Origin of the sequence: Algibacter marinivivus (genome assembly GCF_003143755.1) — a bacterium.
Lineage (GTDB): Bacteria > Bacteroidota > Bacteroidia > Flavobacteriales > Flavobacteriaceae > Algibacter_B > Algibacter_B marinivivus.
The window spans coordinates 1,235,536-1,255,280 of record NZ_QFRI01000001.1 but is presented as its reverse complement, the minus strand read 5'-3'; the positions used below and the strand labels follow the sequence as shown (position 1 = coordinate 1,255,280).

At 34.6% G+C, this 19,745-nt stretch carries 11 protein-coding genes; 6 read left to right on the top strand and 5 right to left on the bottom strand.

Annotated elements, in window-relative coordinates:
• From DIS18_RS05765 to amaB, 4 genes are all read right to left on the bottom strand, one after another.
• Entirely contained in the window at nt 1-1,389 is a 1,389-nt protein-coding gene (locus tag DIS18_RS05765) for a DUF1800 domain-containing protein (protein WP_109352058.1), read from the bottom strand.
• Between the two features lie 136 nt (nt 1,390-1,525).
• Nucleotides 1,526-2,056, bottom strand: a complete 531-nt coding sequence (locus DIS18_RS05760) for a hypothetical protein (RefSeq protein ID WP_109352057.1) — start codon at nt 2,054-2,056, stop codon at nt 1,526-1,528.
• A gap of 18 nt (nt 2,057-2,074) precedes the next feature.
• The gene (locus DIS18_RS05755; RefSeq protein WP_109352056.1) at nt 2,075-3,010 is read right to left on the bottom strand and encodes an OmpA family protein; all 936 of its coding nucleotides are present in this window, start codon (nt 3,008-3,010) and stop codon (nt 2,075-2,077) included.
• Between the two features lie 138 nt (nt 3,011-3,148).
• On the bottom strand, nt 3,149-4,702 hold the full coding sequence (gene amaB, locus DIS18_RS05750; RefSeq protein WP_109352055.1) for an L-piperidine-6-carboxylate dehydrogenase: 1,554 nt from the start codon (nt 4,700-4,702) through the stop codon (nt 3,149-3,151).
• A 121-nt stretch (nt 4,703-4,823) separates the two neighbouring features.
• On the opposite strand from amaB, the gene DIS18_RS05745 reads away from it, so the two are divergent.
• From DIS18_RS05745 to pbpC, 6 genes are all read left to right on the top strand, one after another.
• Nucleotides 4,824-5,873, top strand: a complete 1,050-nt coding sequence (locus DIS18_RS05745; RefSeq protein ID WP_109352054.1) for an isoaspartyl peptidase/L-asparaginase family protein — start codon at nt 4,824-4,826, stop codon at nt 5,871-5,873.
• A 212-nt stretch (nt 5,874-6,085) separates the two neighbouring features.
• Entirely contained in the window at nt 6,086-11,656 is a 5,571-nt protein-coding gene (locus DIS18_RS05740) for an alpha-2-macroglobulin family protein (RefSeq protein WP_109352053.1), read from the top strand.
• Nucleotides 11,657-11,822: 166 nt separating this feature from the next.
• Entirely contained in the window at nt 11,823-12,701 is an 879-nt protein-coding gene (locus DIS18_RS05735; protein WP_109352052.1) for an AraC family transcriptional regulator, read from the top strand.
• A gap of 92 nt (nt 12,702-12,793) precedes the next feature.
• Nucleotides 12,794-13,669, top strand: a complete 876-nt coding sequence (locus DIS18_RS05730) for a nuclear transport factor 2 family protein (RefSeq protein WP_109352051.1) — start codon at nt 12,794-12,796, stop codon at nt 13,667-13,669.
• Nucleotides 13,670-14,015: 346 nt separating this feature from the next.
• Nucleotides 14,016-14,336: an antibiotic biosynthesis monooxygenase family protein gene (locus DIS18_RS05725; RefSeq protein ID WP_109352050.1), complete on the top strand. Its 321-nt coding sequence runs from the start codon at nt 14,016-14,018 to the stop codon at nt 14,334-14,336.
• 92 nt (nt 14,337-14,428) lie between these two features.
• Nucleotides 14,429-16,738, top strand: coding sequence for a penicillin-binding protein 1C (pbpC, locus tag DIS18_RS05720; protein ID WP_245925588.1), 2,310 nt, complete (start codon nt 14,429-14,431; stop codon nt 16,736-16,738).
• Here the strand turns inward: pbpC and DIS18_RS05715 are convergent.
• Entirely contained in the window at nt 16,735-19,620 is a 2,886-nt protein-coding gene (locus DIS18_RS05715; protein ID WP_109352048.1) for a T9SS type B sorting domain-containing protein, read from the bottom strand. The genes pbpC and DIS18_RS05715 overlap by 4 nt on opposite strands.
• Between the last annotated feature and the right edge of the window lie 125 nt (nt 19,621-19,745).

Genomic DNA, 19,745 nt, shown 5'->3' with positions numbered 1-19,745 from the left:
TTAACACATTTGATATTCTGGTAACGACATCAATTGGATGCAATATTCTTGCTTTGATACTTTTTGTAAAGCGTCTAGATATGCCTTTGCAGTGTTATTAATCTCACAAGCCAATATGTGTTTGTCTAAATCTTCTAACGCTACTTTTTTGAAATGCTTTACGAAATAAAACCAATCGGTTTCTGTTTTAAACCATCTCCCATACTTTTTCTTAAAAAATGCTTTTTTAGATTCTGCATCAACGTTTTCTTGACCTTCTTCAGCTTTAGAAATGTACGCGCCATTTATTAATAAAGATGGTAATTTTAAACGAAGTACAATGGTGTTACTATCTATCCAACTTCTACCGCCTTTCCAACCCGCTACATTTGGAGGATCTAAAAGTTTTTGACCTAAAATCTTTTGAATGTAAAGCAATTGCTTAGGGTTCTTAAACTCGGTAGGAACAAGCGTTTTAATTCCGACAATAAATTCAATTGGCGATTTTATTTTTGTTCCTATATTTTTTTCATCATAAAACCAATCAGACATAAGCATAAAACGCATCAGACTTTCAATGTTGTAATCTTTATAAAACACATTAGCCATAGCATTTACATGTGTTTCATCAATTGTATCATTTACAAAATAGCGGTATATTTTTCCGCAGATGTATTTGGCACATTGCTTCTTTTCAAGAATAATATCAACAATATCTTCTCCAGAAAAGTTTCCTGTTTTCCCGAAAAAGGTTTTTTCTCCTTCGTGATATGCACGTTTTCTGAACACAAATTTGCCTTGTAAATTATGGCTATAACCTGTAAATGCTTTGGCGCTTTCTTTAATATCTTCTTCTGTATAATGTCCTTCGCCTAGAGTGAATAACTCCATCAATTCTCGAGCAAAATTCTCGTTTGGTTTTTGCTTTCTGTTTTGTTTAGTATTTAAATATTTCGTCATGGCTGCTTCCTTTGAAACGGCATTTACAAAATCTTTGAAATTTCCTAAAGCGTGGGTTCTAAGTGTATTATTAAATTGTTGAATATATATGATACTATTGTCTTCACAAACAAAGTGGTTAGCCCAAAACAGGGTCATCTTTTCTCTTAAAATTTCTTTTGAAACAGCGAGTCTATCTATCCAAGCGACATTTAATTCTATTTGTTTTTGGCGACTTATTTTCTGAATTTTTCTTCGAGCATCTTGTTCCAACTTAGACAAATTCATCATGCCAGAGAACATGTTTTTAATCTCTGAAGTATCTACTTCTAATGGCGTAACGTTTTTTGAAGATGAAAAAAGGCTATTGACAACTTCCTTTTGACTCTTTTTTGATAGCTTATCTAAATCTGTTGGTAAAATACCAAATCCAACTCGCCTGTGTAAATGCTGAATATGTTTACGCTTCATCAGAGTGAAATTTATAAAAAGGGTTATAAGCCTTTAGACTGTAATATTTTACAAAGGTTTAAATTCAATATTTGAAGATACAAAAAAACCGTTTCTGTTTAAGAAACGGTTTTGATATAAACTTATCTATGCGAAATTATTTTCCGCCGTCCAATTCATCTTGCCATTTTAAAAGTTGCTTCCAATTGCCTTCATAAGCCATTTTTGCTTGCTCTGGCCATGTACCTGGATTATGCATTTTAAAACGATCGCCTCCTGAGTTTAGCACAGTTTGACATTTATCAACGGTACATTCTGATAAGGCTTTCCATGTTTTTACATCCTGATTGTGAAATAACTCTTGGATTTTCGGACCAATACCTTCAACAATTGTTAAATCATTCTCTTTTACTTTCTTTCCAAAAACTGCTTTAGCTGCTGCTGCATCAAAAGGTATTAAGGTTGCACTTGCTGACGCTAATGATGATGTTAATGACGCTTTAGTAGATTCTAAATCGTTTTCTAAAGATCTTTTACTCAATATACAAGCATCCAACTTAGTTTGCAATTTGCCTATTTTTTCATTACAATCTTCATGATTACCTCCACCTAAAAGTTTACCTAATAAGTACCCTAATATTGCGCAAATAGCACCGACTAATAATGGGATTAATATACACCAATTCATAATTTTATTTTTTTAATTTTAGTTAATAGTTATTTCTGTTCTTCTGTTTTCAGATCTACCTGCTTCAGTTGTATTATCTGCAATAGGTTCTGTTTGACCTTTAGATGATGTTTCGATATTACCTTCTAGAATGCCATTTCTAATTAAGTAACTTTTTGCGAAATCTGCACGTTGCTGACCAAGAACAACGTTATTTGCAGCATCTCCTGTGTTATCAGTATGTCCAACCACTTGAACTTTTACGCCTAATTTATCAACACAATGTGAAATATCAGCAATTTTTTGACGCTGTTCTGAAGTTAATGCTATAGCGGCTTCTCCTGTTTTAAAATGAAGTACCAATGGGTTTGTTCTAACAGCATCACAAGCTTTTTCTAGAGCTTCAATTGCTGATGTATCTGATGCATCTGTTGTTAATACCCCAAATTTCAATGGTCCAAACAAAGTACTATTTTCATCAGGATTTATAGCATCATTTAATTCGCCATAAGTATCTATTTGTTTTGAAGACACGCCATGTAAAACTAAATAATTCTTAACCGAGTTTGCACGGGCTAGACCTAAATTTGGATATGCAGAATTATTGACTTCATCACTTTTATAAAATCCAGTAATATCAACTGTTTTTGAAGGGTTTGCTAATAAATAATCTTTTAATTTCAATACACCATTTTCTACATCTCCAGCAACTGGTTGTAATATTGAAAAATTTGATGTTTTAAAATTAAAGTTGTCGTTCAACTTTAAATTAAAGTCGCCATTAGCGTCTTTAATCATAAATGCATTTCTAGTTGCATCTTTAATTTCTGGAATTACTGCACTTTTAGTCTCATCTTCCTTATGTTCGCAACTTCCTTCACCACAGCATACGCTACAACACAGAAAATAATACAAAATAGTACCGAGAATAATAGTGAGTATAATCCCTAAAAGATAGGATGTCTTTTTACTCATTAGGTTTTTGTTTTAGGTTATAAAAAATATAAGTGTTTATAATTTAACACTTTAAGCTCATACAATAAGAACCACAAAAACTAAAAAAGTCACATTTCAAGAAATGTGACTTTAAAATACTAGTAACTTATCTTAATCTTATAAGTCAAATTTTATACCTTGAGCTAAAGGCAATTCATCAGAATAATTAATTGTATTAGTTTGTCTACGCATGTACACTTTCCAAGCATCAGATCCGGACTCGCGCCCTCCACCTGTTTCTTTTTCGCCTCCAAAAGCGCCTCCAATTTCAGCACCAGATGTTCCAATATTAACGTTGGCAATCCCACAATCTGAACCAGCATATGATAAAAATTTCTCAGCTTCTTTCATTTCGTTAGTCATAATGGCTGAAGATAAACCTTGAGCTACACCGTTTTGCTTAGCAATAGCATTTTCTACTTCACCTGAGTATTTCATCAAATATAAAATAGGAGCAAAAGTTTCGTGCTGTACAATTTCAAAATTATTTTCTGCTTCTACAATTGCTGGTTTTACATAGCAACCAGATTCATAACCTTCTCCTTCTAAAACACCACCTTCAACTAATACATTTCCGCCTTCAGCTTTTGCTTTTTCAATAGCGGTTAAATAGGTGTTTACTGCATCATGGTCTATTAATGGTCCAATATGATTGTTTTCATCCAAGGGGTTACCAATTGTTAGTTGTCCATAAGCACCAACAATAGCATCTTTAACTTTATCGTAAACAGATTCGTGAATAATCAATCGTCTAGTAGACGTACATCGTTGTCCACAAGTTCCAACAGCACCAAAAACAGCACCAGGAACAACTACTTTTAAATCTGCAGAGGGTGTAATAATAATGGCATTATTTCCTCCTAATTCTAACAAGGATTTCCCAAAACGTTCAGCTACAGTAGCACCAACAATACGTCCCATTCTGGTAGAACCAGTAGCAGATACTAAAGGAATACGAGCATCAGTTGTCATCATTTCTCCAACTTTATAATCTCCATTAACAATACATGAAATGCCTTCTGGCAAGTTGTTTTCTTTTAAAATTTCAGCAATAATGTTTTGACATGCCACAGCACATAACGGTGCTTTTTCAGAAGCTTTCCAAACACAAACATCACCACAAATCCATGCTAAAGCAGTATTCCAAGCCCAAACAGCTACTGGAAAATTGAAAGCAGAAATAATCCCAACAACGCCTATTGGATGCCATTGTTCTCTCATAACGTGTCCTGGACGTTCAGATGGAATGGTTTGACCATTTAGTTGCCTAGATAAACCAACAGCAAAATCACAGATATCTATCATTTCTTGAACTTCTCCGTAGCCTTCTTGAAGAGATTTGCCCATTTCGTAAGACACTAATTTACCTAATGGCTCTTTTAAATCTCTTAATTTATTTCCAAATTGACGTACAATTTCGCCACGTTGTGGTGCTGGAATATCTCTCCAAGATAAAAATGCTTTTGTTGCTGCATCCATTACTTTATCGTAATCTGCTCTGGTAGTCGATTTTACTTTCCCAATTAATTGACCATCTACAGGAGAATAACTTTCAATAATTTCGCCATTTGAAAAGTTATTTGAACCTGTTGAGGAGCCTTCATTTATAGACTTTAGTCCTAAAATTTTTAGAGCATCGTCTATACCAAAACCTGTTGCTATTGTATTCATTAATTATTGATTTATTATTTATATCGAAATTATTTGCGAATATACTAATTAAAAGTCGTTTTTATTAAAATTTACTAATAGTAAAATTAGTAACTTAGTCATCAAATTAATCTAAATTTTCATGAAAAAGTATATCAATGTATTCATCATATTCATTTTGGTTTTTTCTTGTAAAAATGAATCAAACCCAGAAACTGAAAGCATTCAAACTAATCCTCAAAAAGCTGAGTTTTCAATAATTATTCATGGAGGAGCAGGAAGTATAAGACGGGATAATATGTCTGAAGCCCGAGAAGCCATGTATCGTCAAAAACTTGAAGAAGCCATTCGTGTGGGGCATAATATTTTAAAAAATGGAGGTACAAGTTTAGATGCAGTACAAAGCACCATAAATATTCTAGAAGATTCGTCACTTTTTAATGCTGGAAAAGGTGCTGTTTTTACTCATGAAGGCACAAACGAGCATGATGCGTCTATTATGGATGGAAAAACATTAAATGCAGGGGCTTCAGCTGGAACAAAAACGGTTAAAAACCCAATTAATTTGGCTCGAGCGGTCATGGATAAATCGCCACACGTTTTACTTTCCAGAGATGGTGCTGAAACTTTTGCCAAAGAACAAGGCTTAGAAATTGTAGACCCTAGTTATTTCTCTACTGAAAAAAAGCTAAAATCTCTTGAGCGGGTTAAAACCTCAGAAAAAAATAAAGTAGCCTCATTTTATGATGCAGACTTACAAAACTCAAAATTCGGAACTGTTGGTTGTGCAGCTCTTGATAAACATGGTAATTTAGCAGCTGGAACTTCTACAGGTGGCATGACCAATAAACGTTGGGGACGCATTGGCGATTCTCCTATAATTGGTGCTGGCACTTATGCTAATAACAACACATGCGCAGTTTCAAGCACAGGTTGGGGCGAGTTTTTTATTCGTGGTATGGTGGCATATGATATTTCTGCACTTATGGAATATAAAGGTTTAAGTCTTGAAGAAGCTGCAAAAGAAGTTATTCAAAATAAATTACCAAATATTGGAGATCAAGGGGCAAAAGGTGGTATTGTAGCCATAGATAAAGATGGTAATATGGCTATGGAATTTAACACACAAGGGATGTTTAGGGCTACTATGAATGATAAAGGTGAGTTGTATGTTGGAATGTTTAATAAATAAAAATTAATATTACTTTTTAAACATAACGATTTCCGCTCCTTGGAGGGGATTAAGAGGTGGGTCTTTTACTGAAAACCAAAACATAAAAAATCTTAAGACATATTTAACATCTACAAAAGACTAAACTTTAATTCTTCAACGTAATTTAATTAACGGGATTCTACCTACGCTTTCGTTTTTTAACTATTTTGTTCATTTAAATCTTCATCTTTATGTCATTAAAAAAAGGCTTCGCTTTCGTATTGCTTATTATGTTAGCTGTTTCGTGTAAAAAGAAACCCGTAGAAACCGATAATCTTTTCAAATTCCGGGATTATATCAGTTATACCACATCAGGGATAACTTCAGTGGCTAGTCCAATTCAAATCAATTTAGCAAACGAAGTTGAAGACTGGGAAATGGGACAGGAAATAACCGGTAAAATTGTAAGCATAAAACCTCATGTTGAAGGTAAATTAACAGTTGCCAACAAACACACCTTACTTTTTAAACCCGATGAACATTTAGAACCCGATACGGAATACACGGTTATTGTAAAGCTAAATGATATCTATAAAAAAATGCCAGATGGTTTTAAAGATTATACATTTCAGTTTAAAACCATCACGCCGAGTTTTAATATTGAAACTAATCATTTACAATCGTACAGCAAAAATTGGCAATACCTTGAAGGCGTTATAAAATCGGCAGATGTTATTTCAATTGAAGATGCAAAAACTTTGGTTGAAGCCTCTCAAAATGGCAAAAAATTAGTACTGGTTTTTAATGAGGCAAACACAAATTCAAAGCATTTTGAATTTAAAATTGACAGCATCAATCGAAAAATTGAAGACGACAACATCCTTGTAAAATGGAATGGAAAATCTATTGAAGCAACTAATGAAGGCGAAAACACCATTTTAATTCCTGGTATAAATAACTTCACGATTGTTGAAACTAATGTAACCCAATCTCCAGAACAGCATCTATCCATTAACTTTTCAGACCCACTTAAAAAACAACAAAATTTTGATGGTTTAGTCTCCATTCAAAAAGTAAAGAATCCAAAATATGTAGTCGATGGAAATGTTCTTAAAGTGTATCCAGACACCAAATTAGTGGGTAATATTCAGGTAGATGTATTTCAAGGCATCAAAAATACTGAAGGTTATAAATTGAAGAAACCATTTTCTGAAACTATAGCTTTTGAAGATTTAAAACCACAAGTAAAACTAATTAGCAACGGTAATATTCTACCAAATTCTGAGCAATTAAAATTCAATTTTGAAGCCGTTAATTTAAGTGCAGTTGATGTTCGTGTGATTAAGATTTTTGAAGATAATGTGCTGCAATTTTTGCAAGACAACAACTTAAACAGCAACAATAAATACGACATAAAAAAGGTTGGGCGTCGGATTGCAAAACAAACCATTCAACTACAAACCGCAGCAGAAAACACTGGAAAATGGAAAGTCTATAGCATCGATTTATCAAAGTTTTTTAAAGCTGATGCGGGCGCCATTTATCGGGTGGAATTAAGTTTTGATAAACGCTATTCGTTATACGATTGTGAAGCCAATGCAGGTATTTCAAATTCAGAAAATGATGATTATGATGACTATTATGAGGAAGATTACTATGAAGGTGATTACGCTGAAATAGATATTGAAAATGAAGACTTACGTGAGGAAGCTTATTGGGATAACAAAGCCTATCGTTACAAAAATTATGTTTATAATTGGCGCGAAGAGCAAAACCCATGTCATGATGCCTATTATAACGAGCGTAAAATTGTCTCTCAAAATTTACTCGCTTCAAACTTGGGCGTTATTGCAAAACAGGGCGCTAACAACTCGTATTATTTTGCGGTTACTAATATTTTAAACACCAATCCAGAGGCTGGAGCAAAAGTTGCTATTTACAATTTTCAGCAGCAAGAATTGGCAAGCAGAACTACGGACGAACAAGGTTTAACTTTGATTGATTCTGATAAAAATGCAGCATTCGCCATCGTTTCAAAAGGAAAAAACACTACTTATGTTAAACTTCATGATGGGAATTCGTTATCGCTTAGCAAGTTTGATGTGTCCGGACATCGCTTACAACGCGGTCTTAAAGGTTATATTTATGGCGAACGTGGTGTTTGGCGACCGGGAGATACTTTGCATTTAACTTTTATGTTGAATGACAACGCCAACAAACTTCCAAAAAGGCATCCAGTAAAACTAGAAATTACCGATCCTAACGGGAAATTGGTATACAAAAACGTTACCGCAGACCACTTAAATAACTTCTACAAATTTACCGTACCAACATCTTCAGAAGGCAAAACAGGAAACTACAACGCCAAAGTTTCTGTTGGAGGAGCAACCTTTTATAAAGGTTTAAAAATTGAAACTGTAAAACCCAATCGATTAAAAATTAAGGTCAATTTTGAAAACGAAATCCTTTCAAATAGCGAACTATTAAAAGGCGATTTGGATGTAAAATGGCTTCACGGAGCTCCAGGAAAAAATTTAAAAGCTGAGATAAAAGCGAAATTCACTTCTGCTTATACCGCTTTTGAAAACTATAAAAATTACACGTTTAACGACCCTACACGAAAATTCAATACTGAAGAAATTAACATATTTGAAGGGAAAGTAAATGAAGAAGGTATAGCGTCAATCAACAAAAAACTCAATGTTGGGAAGAACGCTCCAGGGATGCTGAATGTTCAATTTTTAGTGAGAGCTTTCGAAAATGGTGGCGATTTCTCCATGGACGCTTTTACCAAAAAATACGCACCTTATAAATCTTTTGTTGGATTACAATCCCCAAAAGGAAATGCTTATGGTTCATTTTTTACAGATGAAAACCAAACCTTTGACTTAGTGGTGGTTGATGAAAATGGCAAGCCTATAAAACGCAACAACCTTGAAGTGAAGATTTATAAAGTGGAATGGCGCTGGTGGTGGAATTCGTCTTACGATGATTTGGCGAGTTATGTGTCTAGTAGTTATCACAGACCTTATAAATCTCTAAAAATAAATACAGATACTAACGGTAAAGCTAATTTCAATGTGAAAATTCCAGATAATGACCGTGGACGTTACCTCATTAGAATATCAGATCCTGTGAGTGGTCACGCCACAGGAAGAACCGCATATTTCTATAAAAACTGGTGGCAAAAAGCACCATCATCTGATAAAGAAGCAGCTAAAATGCTAGTCTTTTCTGCTGATAAAGAAAACTATAATGTAGGTGAAATAGCTAAAGTGACTTTTGCGTCAGGAAGTGAAGGGCGTGCATTGGTAAGTATTGAAAATGGCACCGAAGTTTTGGATTATCAATGGGTTAAAACATCAAAAGGCGAAACGGTTGTTGATATTCCAATCAGTAAAGAAATGGCACCAAATGCGTTTGTGAATATTTCATTATTACAACCACATGCGATTACTGCTAACGATTTACCAATTCGATTATATGGTGTCATTCCCATTATGGTTGAAAACCCAAACACGAAATTATATCCTGAATTAAGCATGCCAGATAAATTGCGTCCAGAGCAAACTTTTGAAGTGAAAGTCTCTGAGAAAAACAACAAAGCGATGACTTATACTATTGCCATGGTTGAAGAAGGGCTGCTAGATTTAACGCGATTTAAAACGCCAAATGCTTGGAATGAGTTTTATAAACGTCAAGCTCTGGGTGTAAAAACTTGGGATGTTTTTGATGACGTTATTGGAGCGTATTCAGGAAGTATTGACCAAGTATTTGCCATTGGTGGCGATGGCAATGCTGCAGGTGGAAAAAACAAAAAAGCGAATCGTTTTAAACCTGTGGTTACGTATTTAGGGCCTTTTAAATTGGATGCTGGAAAAACAAAAACCCATCAAATAAAATTACCAAATTATATAGGTTCTGTTCGAACGATGGTGGTTGCTGGAAATAATGATAATGAAGCTTATGGAAGTACCGACAAAGCAGTTGAAGTTAAAAAACCGTTGATGGTTTTAGCAACGCTTCCGCGGAAGTTGAGCCCTGGCGAAAAAGTAACATTGCCCGTTACCGTTTTTGCTATGGAACCCAAAGTGAAGAATGTTAATATTAGTTTGAAATTGAGTGATGGGATTTCAATAGTTGGAGAAACCACAAAAGCGTTGAGTTTTGGTAAACCTGATGAACAAATGGCTTATTTTGAATTGGATGTTAGTAAAGCCAAAGGCATTAATACGGTTGAAGTGATTGCAACTGGCAATGGCGAAAAATCAACATACAAAGTGGAATTGGATGTGATAAATACAAATCCAATTACTTCAAAAGCATTGGATAAAACATTGGCTGCAAACACATCTGAAACGTTAGACTTTTCAACGTTTGGGGTTGCTGGAACAAATTCGGCTACCGTTGAATTTTCAACCTTGCCTCCGATGGATTTTTCAAGACGCTTACAGTATTTAATTCGTTATCCGCATGGGTGTGTAGAGCAAACCACATCGAGTGTGTTTCCGCAGTTATTTTTAGCTGATATTTTTGATTTGACTTTTGATAAAAAGAAACAAATTCAAACGAATATTGAAAATGGAATTAAGCGTTTAGGACATTTTCAGCGTGCACATGGTGGGCTCAGTTATTGGATTGGAGAAGCTAGTGCCAACGATTGGGGCACTAGTTATGCAGGACATTTTATGATTGAAGCCGAAAAGAAAGGCTATGTGCTGCCATTAACCTTTAAAAGTAATTGGTTGATGTACCAAAAGCAAGCCGCTAGAAATTGGCGACCAAGTTATCGCACTTACAATTCAGATTTAGCACAGGCTTACAGATTATATACTATGGCTTTGGCTGGTAGTCCGGATTTAGCAAGTATGAACCGTCTTAGAGAATTCTCTGAAATTTCGAATGAAGCCAAATGGCGATTGGCGGCGGCTTATGCTTTAGCAGGACAAAAAGAGGCTAGTGACAAGATTTCGCAATCGGCTAATATTAATTTTAAACCTCAGCGATATAATTATTACACCTATGGCTCAGTAGATAGAAACCGTGCGATGGCTCTAGAAACTATGGTATTGACTAAAGATTCTAAAATGCGAGAACTTGCTGAATACATTGCTAGAGATTTATCAAGTAACCGATGGATGAGCACGCAAACAACAGCGTATAGTTTATTGGCCATGGCAAAAATGGTAAACGCTAATGGTGGAAAAGCTTTAAACCTAAATTATACCATTAATGGAAAAACCGAAAGTATAGACACCAAAAGTGCGATTGCACAACGAGATTTAAACGTAGTTGAAGGCATAAATAATTTAGTTTTTAAAAATGCTAAAGACAATGTGGTTTATGTAAGAGTATTGAATTCTGGAAAATTACCACTTGGGCAAGAATTGGTAGAACAACGTGGACTAAGTGTATCGGTGCAATACAAAGATTTAAAAGGGAATACAATTGATGTTTCTAAACTCATGCAAGGACAAGATTTTGTGGCTACCGTTAGTGTGAGTAATTTGAAAAATGCATCGGTTAATGATGTGGCGTTGACTCAAATTTTTCCATCGGGTTGGGAAATTGTAAATACCCGTTTTACAGCTTTTGGAAGCACAACAACAAGTGCTGCAAGACATACCGATATTAGAGATGACCGTGTGAATTTCTATTTTGATTTACCTAAAAAAGGAAAACACAGTACAAAAACGTTTAATGTGATGTTGAATGCCTCGTATTTAGGCACATATTATTTACCTGGAGTGCAAGCTGAGGCAATGTATGATGATGAGTTTTTGGTTAGGACTAAAGGAAAATGGGTTGTGGTTGAGAAGTGATAAATTCCTGCGACTTGTGCTGAACTTGTTTCAGTAAAGCAGGAATCTTACCCAAGATATTACACCATTGAATAACTTGAGTTTGTCAGAAAAAAATGATAAATTCGATTAACAATCGATAAAGTTCATTGAAACGGAACTTTGTCTTTGCAACATTGTAGGTAATATGAAAAAGGACATTCCGCATATACAATTTAATGCTTCTACAACCGAAAATTTTGGGTTTGAAATTCTTCCTATTGAAAAAATTGCTAGAGAAAAGAAAAAGTACAGTCACAATCCTGAATTACCACACCAACTCAAATTCTATAATTTAATTTTTTTTACACGCGGTTTTGGCAGACATTTTATTGATTTTAATTGGTTTCCTGTTCAAGAAAACAGTTTAGTTTATCTTACAAAGGAACAGGTAAATGCATTTGATTTTTCAAAAAACTTAAATGGTTTTTGCATCATATTCACAGAAGAATATTTTGTTAAATGCTTTTCTAATCTATCTAAAGATTTTGTCTTTAGATTGTTTAATCCTCAATTATTTTCACCAATTCTTCAAATTCCAAAGCAATCGGATTTCCAAACTTATTTCAAGTTATTACGACAAGAATTTAATACCATAGATTCATTCAATCAGAAAACAATTATTGAATCTTTATTCGTAATTCTTATTTCAAAAGCGGAAGATTTAAAGAAAAGTCAAACTTTTCATATAACAGATTCTTCAAAAGTTAAAATCTTTCAAAAATTCACATCTTTAATTGAATCCAATTTATCAAAAAGTAGAAGTGCTGATTTCTACGCTAAAGAGTTAACTATTACCTATAAGCACTTAAACAAAATCTGCAAAGAGTTGATTAATAAAACAGCGAAAACCGTCATTGACGATTTTGTAATTCTACAAGCAAAAAGAAATCTAATTAATTCAAACCTAAAAATTTCAGAATTAGCTTATAAATTAGGTTTTGAAGACCCAACAAATTTTTCAAAATATTTTAAAAAACACACGGGTTTAACCCCTAATTCATTCATTAAGTCAACATACAAATAGAAATGGTTCGACTTTAACCATTATTATTCCATTTTTAATCTTCCGTTTACACAAAAGTTGTTTCACCTTTGTATCAAATAAAAATCAAAGAAATGAAACAGCTAATAACGACAGTTGCAATAGCACTTTTAATTGCTTCTTGCGGTACTAATCAGAAAGAATTAAAAACAAAAAACACAGAAAAAATGGAATCAAAAACAGAATTGACGAACAAAGAAAAATCAGCAGCATTACTAGAAAGTCTTGAGAATGGAGACAAATCAACCATTGCATACATTAATCCAACAAACTATAAGCAACACAACCTTGGTGTTGCTGATGGTTTAGAAGGTTTTGGTGCTGTATTGCAAAATGCCCCAGAAGGTGGTTTTAAAGCAAATGTTGTTCGTTCTTTTCAAGATGGAGATTACACCTTTTCGCACACTATTTATGATTTTTTCGGACCAAAAGTTGGCTTCGATATCTTCAGATACGAAAATGGACAAATAGTTGAGCATTGGGACAATCTTTCAGCAATAGCAGATGTAAACCCAAGTAACCGAACTCAAACAGATGGAAGTACAACTTTAACTGATTTGGATAAAACCGATAACAATAAAGAATTAGTCAAAGATTTCATAAATACTGTTTTAGTGAATGGCGGTTTTGATAAAATGGGAAACTATTTTGATGGAGACAATTATATTCAGCACAATTCAATGATTGGAGATGGACTATCCGGATTGGGTAAAGCTCTTGAAGAAATGGCAAAGAATGGAATTAAAATGGTTTATGAAAAAAATCATATCGTATTAGGAGAAGGTAATTTTGTACTTGCTGTTAGTGAAGGGCAGTTTGCAGGAAAACATACTTCCTTTTATGATTTGTTCAGAATTGAAAATGGAAAAATTGCTGAACATTGGGATGTAATGGAAACTATTGCACCAGCTACTGAACATAAAAATAGTAACGGGAAATTCAACTTTTAGGTAAAAATACTACCTACAACAATGTATAAAAGCAATAGCGGTTCGGGTGCAAACTCGAACCGTTTTTGCATTTAAATAAGTATATTGCAATTCGAAAGCAAGTGCGTTTAATCCGCTACTGCTCTCATACCAACAGTGGACGTTAAACGAACCTCTCCAAAAATAAATCCAACTCTAATTTTAAAAAACAAGTTAGCAGATAAACCGCGTTAGGGATTGCAGTGGATAGCCCACAGCCCGATCCCGATAGCTATCGGGAGAGGTGCGAGGACTTGTAACGGAAAGCCCGACCCTTGCGGTAACGCCCAAATGATTTATCTTAACGCATAAATTAAGTTAAAGAATAATGAAACAAACTTTTAAACCATACTACGCCGTTATTTTCACGTCTACTCAAAATGAAAATATTGAAGGGTATTCTGAAATGGCCAATAAGATAGAACATTTAGCGAAACAACAAAAAGGTTTTCTAGAAATGGACAGCGCAAGAAATGAGGTTGGTATTACCGTAAGTTATTGGGAAACTATAGAGGATATCAAACTTTGGAAACAACAAAGTGAGCATTTGGAAGCGCAACAAAAAGGAAGAGTAGATTGGTACAGTTGGTACAATGTGAGAATTTGTAAAGTTGAACGCGAATATGAATTTCTAAAAAATGAATTATAAAGTTATCTTAAAATACATCTAAACTGCGTTACTAATAGTATATATTTTAAGTGATAAGGTTAAAAAACTACATAAAGCGGCATAAAATAAAAGTGGCAATAATTGCCATTCTTTTTGTTGTCTATTTACTATGCTTACCTAAGCAACTTTTTAAAGACCCTACATCTACAGTCATTACAAGTTCGAATCGTGAATTAATAGGTGCAAAAATTGCAAAAGATGGCCAATGGCGGTTTCCGCATAACGATTCTATTCCAGAAAAATTTAAAACTTGCATTATTCAATTTGAAGATGAATACTTTTACAAACACCCTGGTTTTAATCCAATTTCAATTTTTAAAGCATTACGAGAGAATTTAAAATCTGGAGGTGTAAAACGTGGCGGAAGTACCTTAACTCAACAAGTTATAAGACTTTCTAGAAAAGGGCAGCGACGTACTTATTTTGAAAAACTCAAGGAAATTATTCTAGCCACTCGATTAGAATTACGAGATTCTAAACATGAAATTTTAGCTTATTATTCTAGTAATGCTCCTTTTGGCGGAAACGTGGTTGGTTTGGATGCTGCATCATGGCGCTATTTTAACAGACATGCTAATGAATTGTCTTGGGCAGAAAGCGCTACACTTGCTGTTTTACCTAATGCACCAAGCTTGATTTATCCCGGTAAAAATCAAAAGCGATTACTGAATAAGCGTAATAGGCTTTTGCAAAAACTTCTTGAAAACACAATTATAGATTCGCTTACTTATAAACTTTCTATCGCAGAGAGTTTACCACAAAAACCATATCCTTTACCTCAAATAGCGCCTCATTTATTACAAAAAGTTACACAAACGCATGTTGGAAAACGGGTTGAAACTACTATTAACAAAAACCTACAAGAGCGTGTTAATCATGTTGTAAAAACACATTATAACCAATTAAGTCAAAATGAAATTTACAATACCGCCGTTTTAGTTCTAGACGTTAAAACAAGACAAGTTATAGCTTATGTTGGAAATACGCCAACCGATAAAGCACATCAAAAAGATGTGGATATTATTGATAAACCAAGAAGTACAGGTAGTATTTTAAAGCCTTTTTTATATGCCTCTATGCTAGACTCTGGAGATTTACTTCCTAATACTTTGGTTGCTGATGTGCCTACGCAATTTGGAAGTTATAATCCTGAAAATTATGATAATACTTATGATGGTGCTGTTCCTGCAAGTCGTGCTTTATCACGCTCTTTGAATGTTCCTGTAGTTAGGATGTTGCAAGAATTTGGATTGGATCGGTTTTACCATTATTTGAAGCAATTGAAGCTTAAAGACTTAAAATACAATGCGAATCATTACGGATTATCTCTAGCCTTGGGTGGCGCTGAAAGTAACTTATGGGATTTGTGTAAAAGTTATGCGGCATTGTCTTCAACCTTAAATCATTTTTCTGAAAGTTCTAGTGAATATTTTTCAAATGAATTTTGCGAACCTACTTTTTTGGCTTCTAAAGCTATTGATTTTGGAACAAAAACTTCTGGTAAAACGCTTTTTGATGCTGCCTCGATCTATTTAACTTACGAAAGTTTAAAAGACGTAAATAGACCCGAAAGTGATGAGAGTTGGGAGTTTTTTGATGACTCAAAACAAATAGCTTGGAAAACAGGCACTAGTTTTGGGTTTCGAGATGCTTGGGCTATTGGTACAACCAAAGATTATGTAGTTGGTGTTTGGGTTGGAAATGCAGATGGTGAAGGACGACCTGGTTTAGTTGGTGTGCAAACCGCTGCTCCTATTTTATTTGACGTGTTTGATTTATTACCAAATAGCGATTGGTTTGCAAAACCTTTTGATGAAATGCAAGAGGTTTCTATTTGTAAGCAAAGTGGACATCGCGCTTCACCAAATTGTAATGATACCAAAGAAAAATATATTCAACTTAGCGGATTGAAAACTAAACCTTGTCCGTATCATGTTTTAATTCATGTGGATAAAAATGAAAACTTTCAAGTAAATTCTTCTTGCGAAAATTTAGACAATATTAAGCACAAATCTTGGTTTGTATTACCGCCGTTAATGGCTTATTATTATAAAACTAAAAATCCATTTTATAAATCTTTACCAAAATTTAGGACTGATTGTTTGGGCGATATTTCCGTTTCTATTGATTTTATTTACCCTAAGGCTAATAATAGCATTTTTTTACCTAAAGATTTTGATGGAGAAACAAACGACCTCATTTTGAAAATTGCACATTCAAAGCCAGAAAGCACTGTGTTTTGGTATGTTGATGAAACCTTTGTGGGTAGCACAAAAGACATTCATGAATTGGCTGTTAAACCAAAACAAGGGAAACATCTTATTACTGTTGTTGATGAATTTGGAAATGAAATGAAAAGACGATTTGAAATATCTAACTAGCGTTTTAAAGCAAAATGAGCTTTGAACGTTTTTCTTTCTCCGGTATTTGCATCATTGTAATCAACAGTAAACCAGTAATCATCCATCGGCATTAATCTACCATTATATAAACCGCTCCAGCCTTCACTTGAAGGATTAAACTGTTTTAATAACTTTCCATACCTATTAAAAATATTAATTCTGGCATTAGCCTGATTTCCTATACTACTAATATTCCATCTGTCGTTATAACCATCATCATTTGGCGTAAAAAATTTTGGGTAGTTTATTACAATTACTGTTTTACTACTTGCGATACAACCAGCTTTATCTCTAACAGTAACCAAATGTTCTCCAGCAGAAACATTATTAAAAACAGGTTCATCTTGCCAAGGACCATCATCTAATTGATATTCAAAATCTCCAGAACTCATTGTTGTAACTTGAATCGTTTGATTTTCAGAAAAATCAGCTGTAATAACTTCAGCTTCAAATTCTGGTTCAGATAATTCAGTGACTACAGTAAGCATGCTACTTTCGCACATAGTCACTATATTTTGTACAATAACCCCATAATTACCCCCTTGAACAGGCATAAAACTAGCCTGATTTGCGCCCATAATAACATTTCCGTTTAATTGCCAAGAAAAACTATATGTATTAACACTTAAACCTGTATCAATCGTAAGAGGAACAACAACATTTCCGCTATTATTTAAGCAAAGAAAATATTCATCTAGTAAAGAAAAACTTGGGTTTTCATTTACTTCAATCGTCATTGTAACTGGAGAAGGACAAAACCCTGCATCTGGCGTAAATGTATATATAGTAGTCATTGTATTATTTAAAGCAGGACTCCATATTCCTGTAACTCCATTATTTGAAGTCGTTGGTAATACTGATAATGTATCACCACTACATATCGCTGGTACTTGGGTGAAGGTTGGGGTTGCCGATGCGTTAACTGCAATAGTCATCGTTTGAGTGGATGCACATTGACCTGCATCTGGTGTAAACGTATAAGTTGTAGTCGCTGTATTATCTAACGCAGGACTCCATCTCCCTGTAATACTATTATTCGATGTGGTTGGTAATGCTGATAAGGTATCACCACTACATATTGCTGATATTTGTGTGAAGGCTGGGGTTACTGATGGATTAACCGTAATAGTCATTGTTTGAGTGCTTGCACATTGGCCTGCATCTGGTGTAAACGTATAAGTTGTAGTAGCTGTGTTATCTAACGCAGGACTCCATGTGCCTGTAATACTATTATTCGATGTGGTTGGTAATGCTGATAAGGTATCACCACTACATATTGCTGATACTTGTGTGAAGGTAGGAGTCACTGATGGATTAACTGTAATAGTCATTGTTTGAGTGCTTGCGCATTGACCTGCATCTGGTGTAAACGTATAAGTTGTAGTAGCTGTGTTATCTAACGCAGGGCTCCATGTGCCTGTAATGCTATTATTCGATGTGGTTGGTAATGCTGATAAGGTATCACCAGCGCATATTGCTGATACTTGTGTGAAAGTTGGTGTCACTGTTGGATTAACTGTAATAGTCATTGTTTGACTGGACGCACATTGGCCTGCATCCGGGGTAAACGTATAAGTTGTTGTCGCTGTATTATCTAACGCAGGGCTCCATGTGCCCGTAATACTATTATTCGATATGGTTGGTAATGCTGATAATGTGTCACCATTACATATTGCTGATACTTGTGTGAAGGTTGGCGTCACTGATGGATTAACTGTAACAGTCATCGTTTGAGTGCTTGCACATTGGCCTGCATCTGGGGTAAACGTATAAGTTGTAGTAGTTGTGTTATCTAAAGCAGGACTCCATGTGCCTGTAATACTATTATTCGATGTGGTTGGTAATGCTGATAAGGTATCACCAGCGCATATTGCTGATATTTGTGTGAAGGTTGGAGTCACTGATGGATTAACTGTAATAGTCATCGTTTGAGTGCTTGCACATTGACCTGCATCTGGTGTAAACGTATAAGTTGTAGTAGCTGTGTTATCTAAAGCAGGACTCCATGTGCCTGTAATACTATTATTCGATGTGGTTGGTAATGCTGATAACGTATCACCACTACATATTGCTGGTACTTGTGTGAAGGTTGGCGTCACTGGTGGATTAACTGTAATAGTCATTGTTTGAGTGCTTGCGCATTGACCTGCATCTGGGGTAAACGTATAAGTTGTAGTAGCTGTGTTATCTAAAGCAGGACTCCATGTGCCTGTAATACTATTATTCGATGTGGTTGGTAATGCTGATAATGTGTCACCACTACATATTGCTGGTACTTGTGTGAAGGTTGGAGATGTTGGCGATGTATTTGAAATTGTAACTGTAACCGTTATGGTGTATTGATGACTTATATGCCCATTAGTTACAGGATTACAACCAGGATCTGAAACAGGTACGATATCAAAACTTAAATTATCTCCAAAATCCGGTACAATATTAGAATTAAGAGGACTTCCTAAAGGATTTCCATAAACAAATGGTGGAGGGTTTGTATTTGGGGGATAATTAGGTTCTGCAATTAAATTAGTTGCTGGTAAACACGTCGCGCCACCTGCGTATGTTGTACACCCATAAAATTGATTGTAGTAAGTTACATAATGAGGGCAAGCATTATTATTTGTATAGCCTGTATAATTTACCTCCACTGTTATACCAGTAATCTGTTCGCAAGGATTTGTTCTTAGCGGTAAGGTAAAATCATGAGCATAACCATCACTGTGTATAGAGGTATTCCCTAAACCATTCCAAGCTTTTCTATCAAGACCTATTGTGGCATCATTATGAGTCTGAGTCAAAACTATCTGACCAAAAGAAAAATCTGTTACTAAGATTAAAAATAATGCTATAAGATATCTAAACATTCAATTTGTCTTTCAAAAGATTGGTGAAATACAAAAATTAAGATAATCGTATTTTAAATTCAGAAAAATATAATCTTCTAAATTTTCTTTCTATACAACACCCTAATTTATTGAAAGCTATATTA

Coding starts and splice junctions, on each gene's coding strand:
- DIS18_RS05765 (WP_109352058.1), bottom strand. CDS start 1,389: ATGAAGCGTAAACATATTCAGCATTTACACAGGCGAGTTGGATTTGGT.
- DIS18_RS05760 (WP_109352057.1), bottom strand. CDS start 2,056: ATGAATTGGTGTATATTAATCCCATTATTAGTCGGTGCTATTTGCGCA.
- DIS18_RS05755 (WP_109352056.1), bottom strand. CDS start 3,010: ATGAGTAAAAAGACATCCTATCTTTTAGGGATTATACTCACTATTATT.
- amaB (WP_109352055.1), bottom strand. CDS start 4,702: ATGAATACAATAGCAACAGGTTTTGGTATAGACGATGCTCTAAAAATT.
- DIS18_RS05745 (WP_109352054.1), top strand. CDS start 4,824: ATGAAAAAGTATATCAATGTATTCATCATATTCATTTTGGTTTTTTCT.
- DIS18_RS05740 (WP_109352053.1), top strand. CDS start 6,086: ATGTCATTAAAAAAAGGCTTCGCTTTCGTATTGCTTATTATGTTAGCT.
- DIS18_RS05735 (WP_109352052.1), top strand. CDS start 11,823: ATGAAAAAGGACATTCCGCATATACAATTTAATGCTTCTACAACCGAA.
- DIS18_RS05730 (WP_109352051.1), top strand. CDS start 12,794: ATGAAACAGCTAATAACGACAGTTGCAATAGCACTTTTAATTGCTTCT.
- DIS18_RS05725 (WP_109352050.1), top strand. CDS start 14,016: ATGAAACAAACTTTTAAACCATACTACGCCGTTATTTTCACGTCTACT.
- DIS18_RS05715 (WP_109352048.1), bottom strand. CDS start 19,620: ATGTTTAGATATCTTATAGCATTATTTTTAATCTTAGTAACAGATTTT.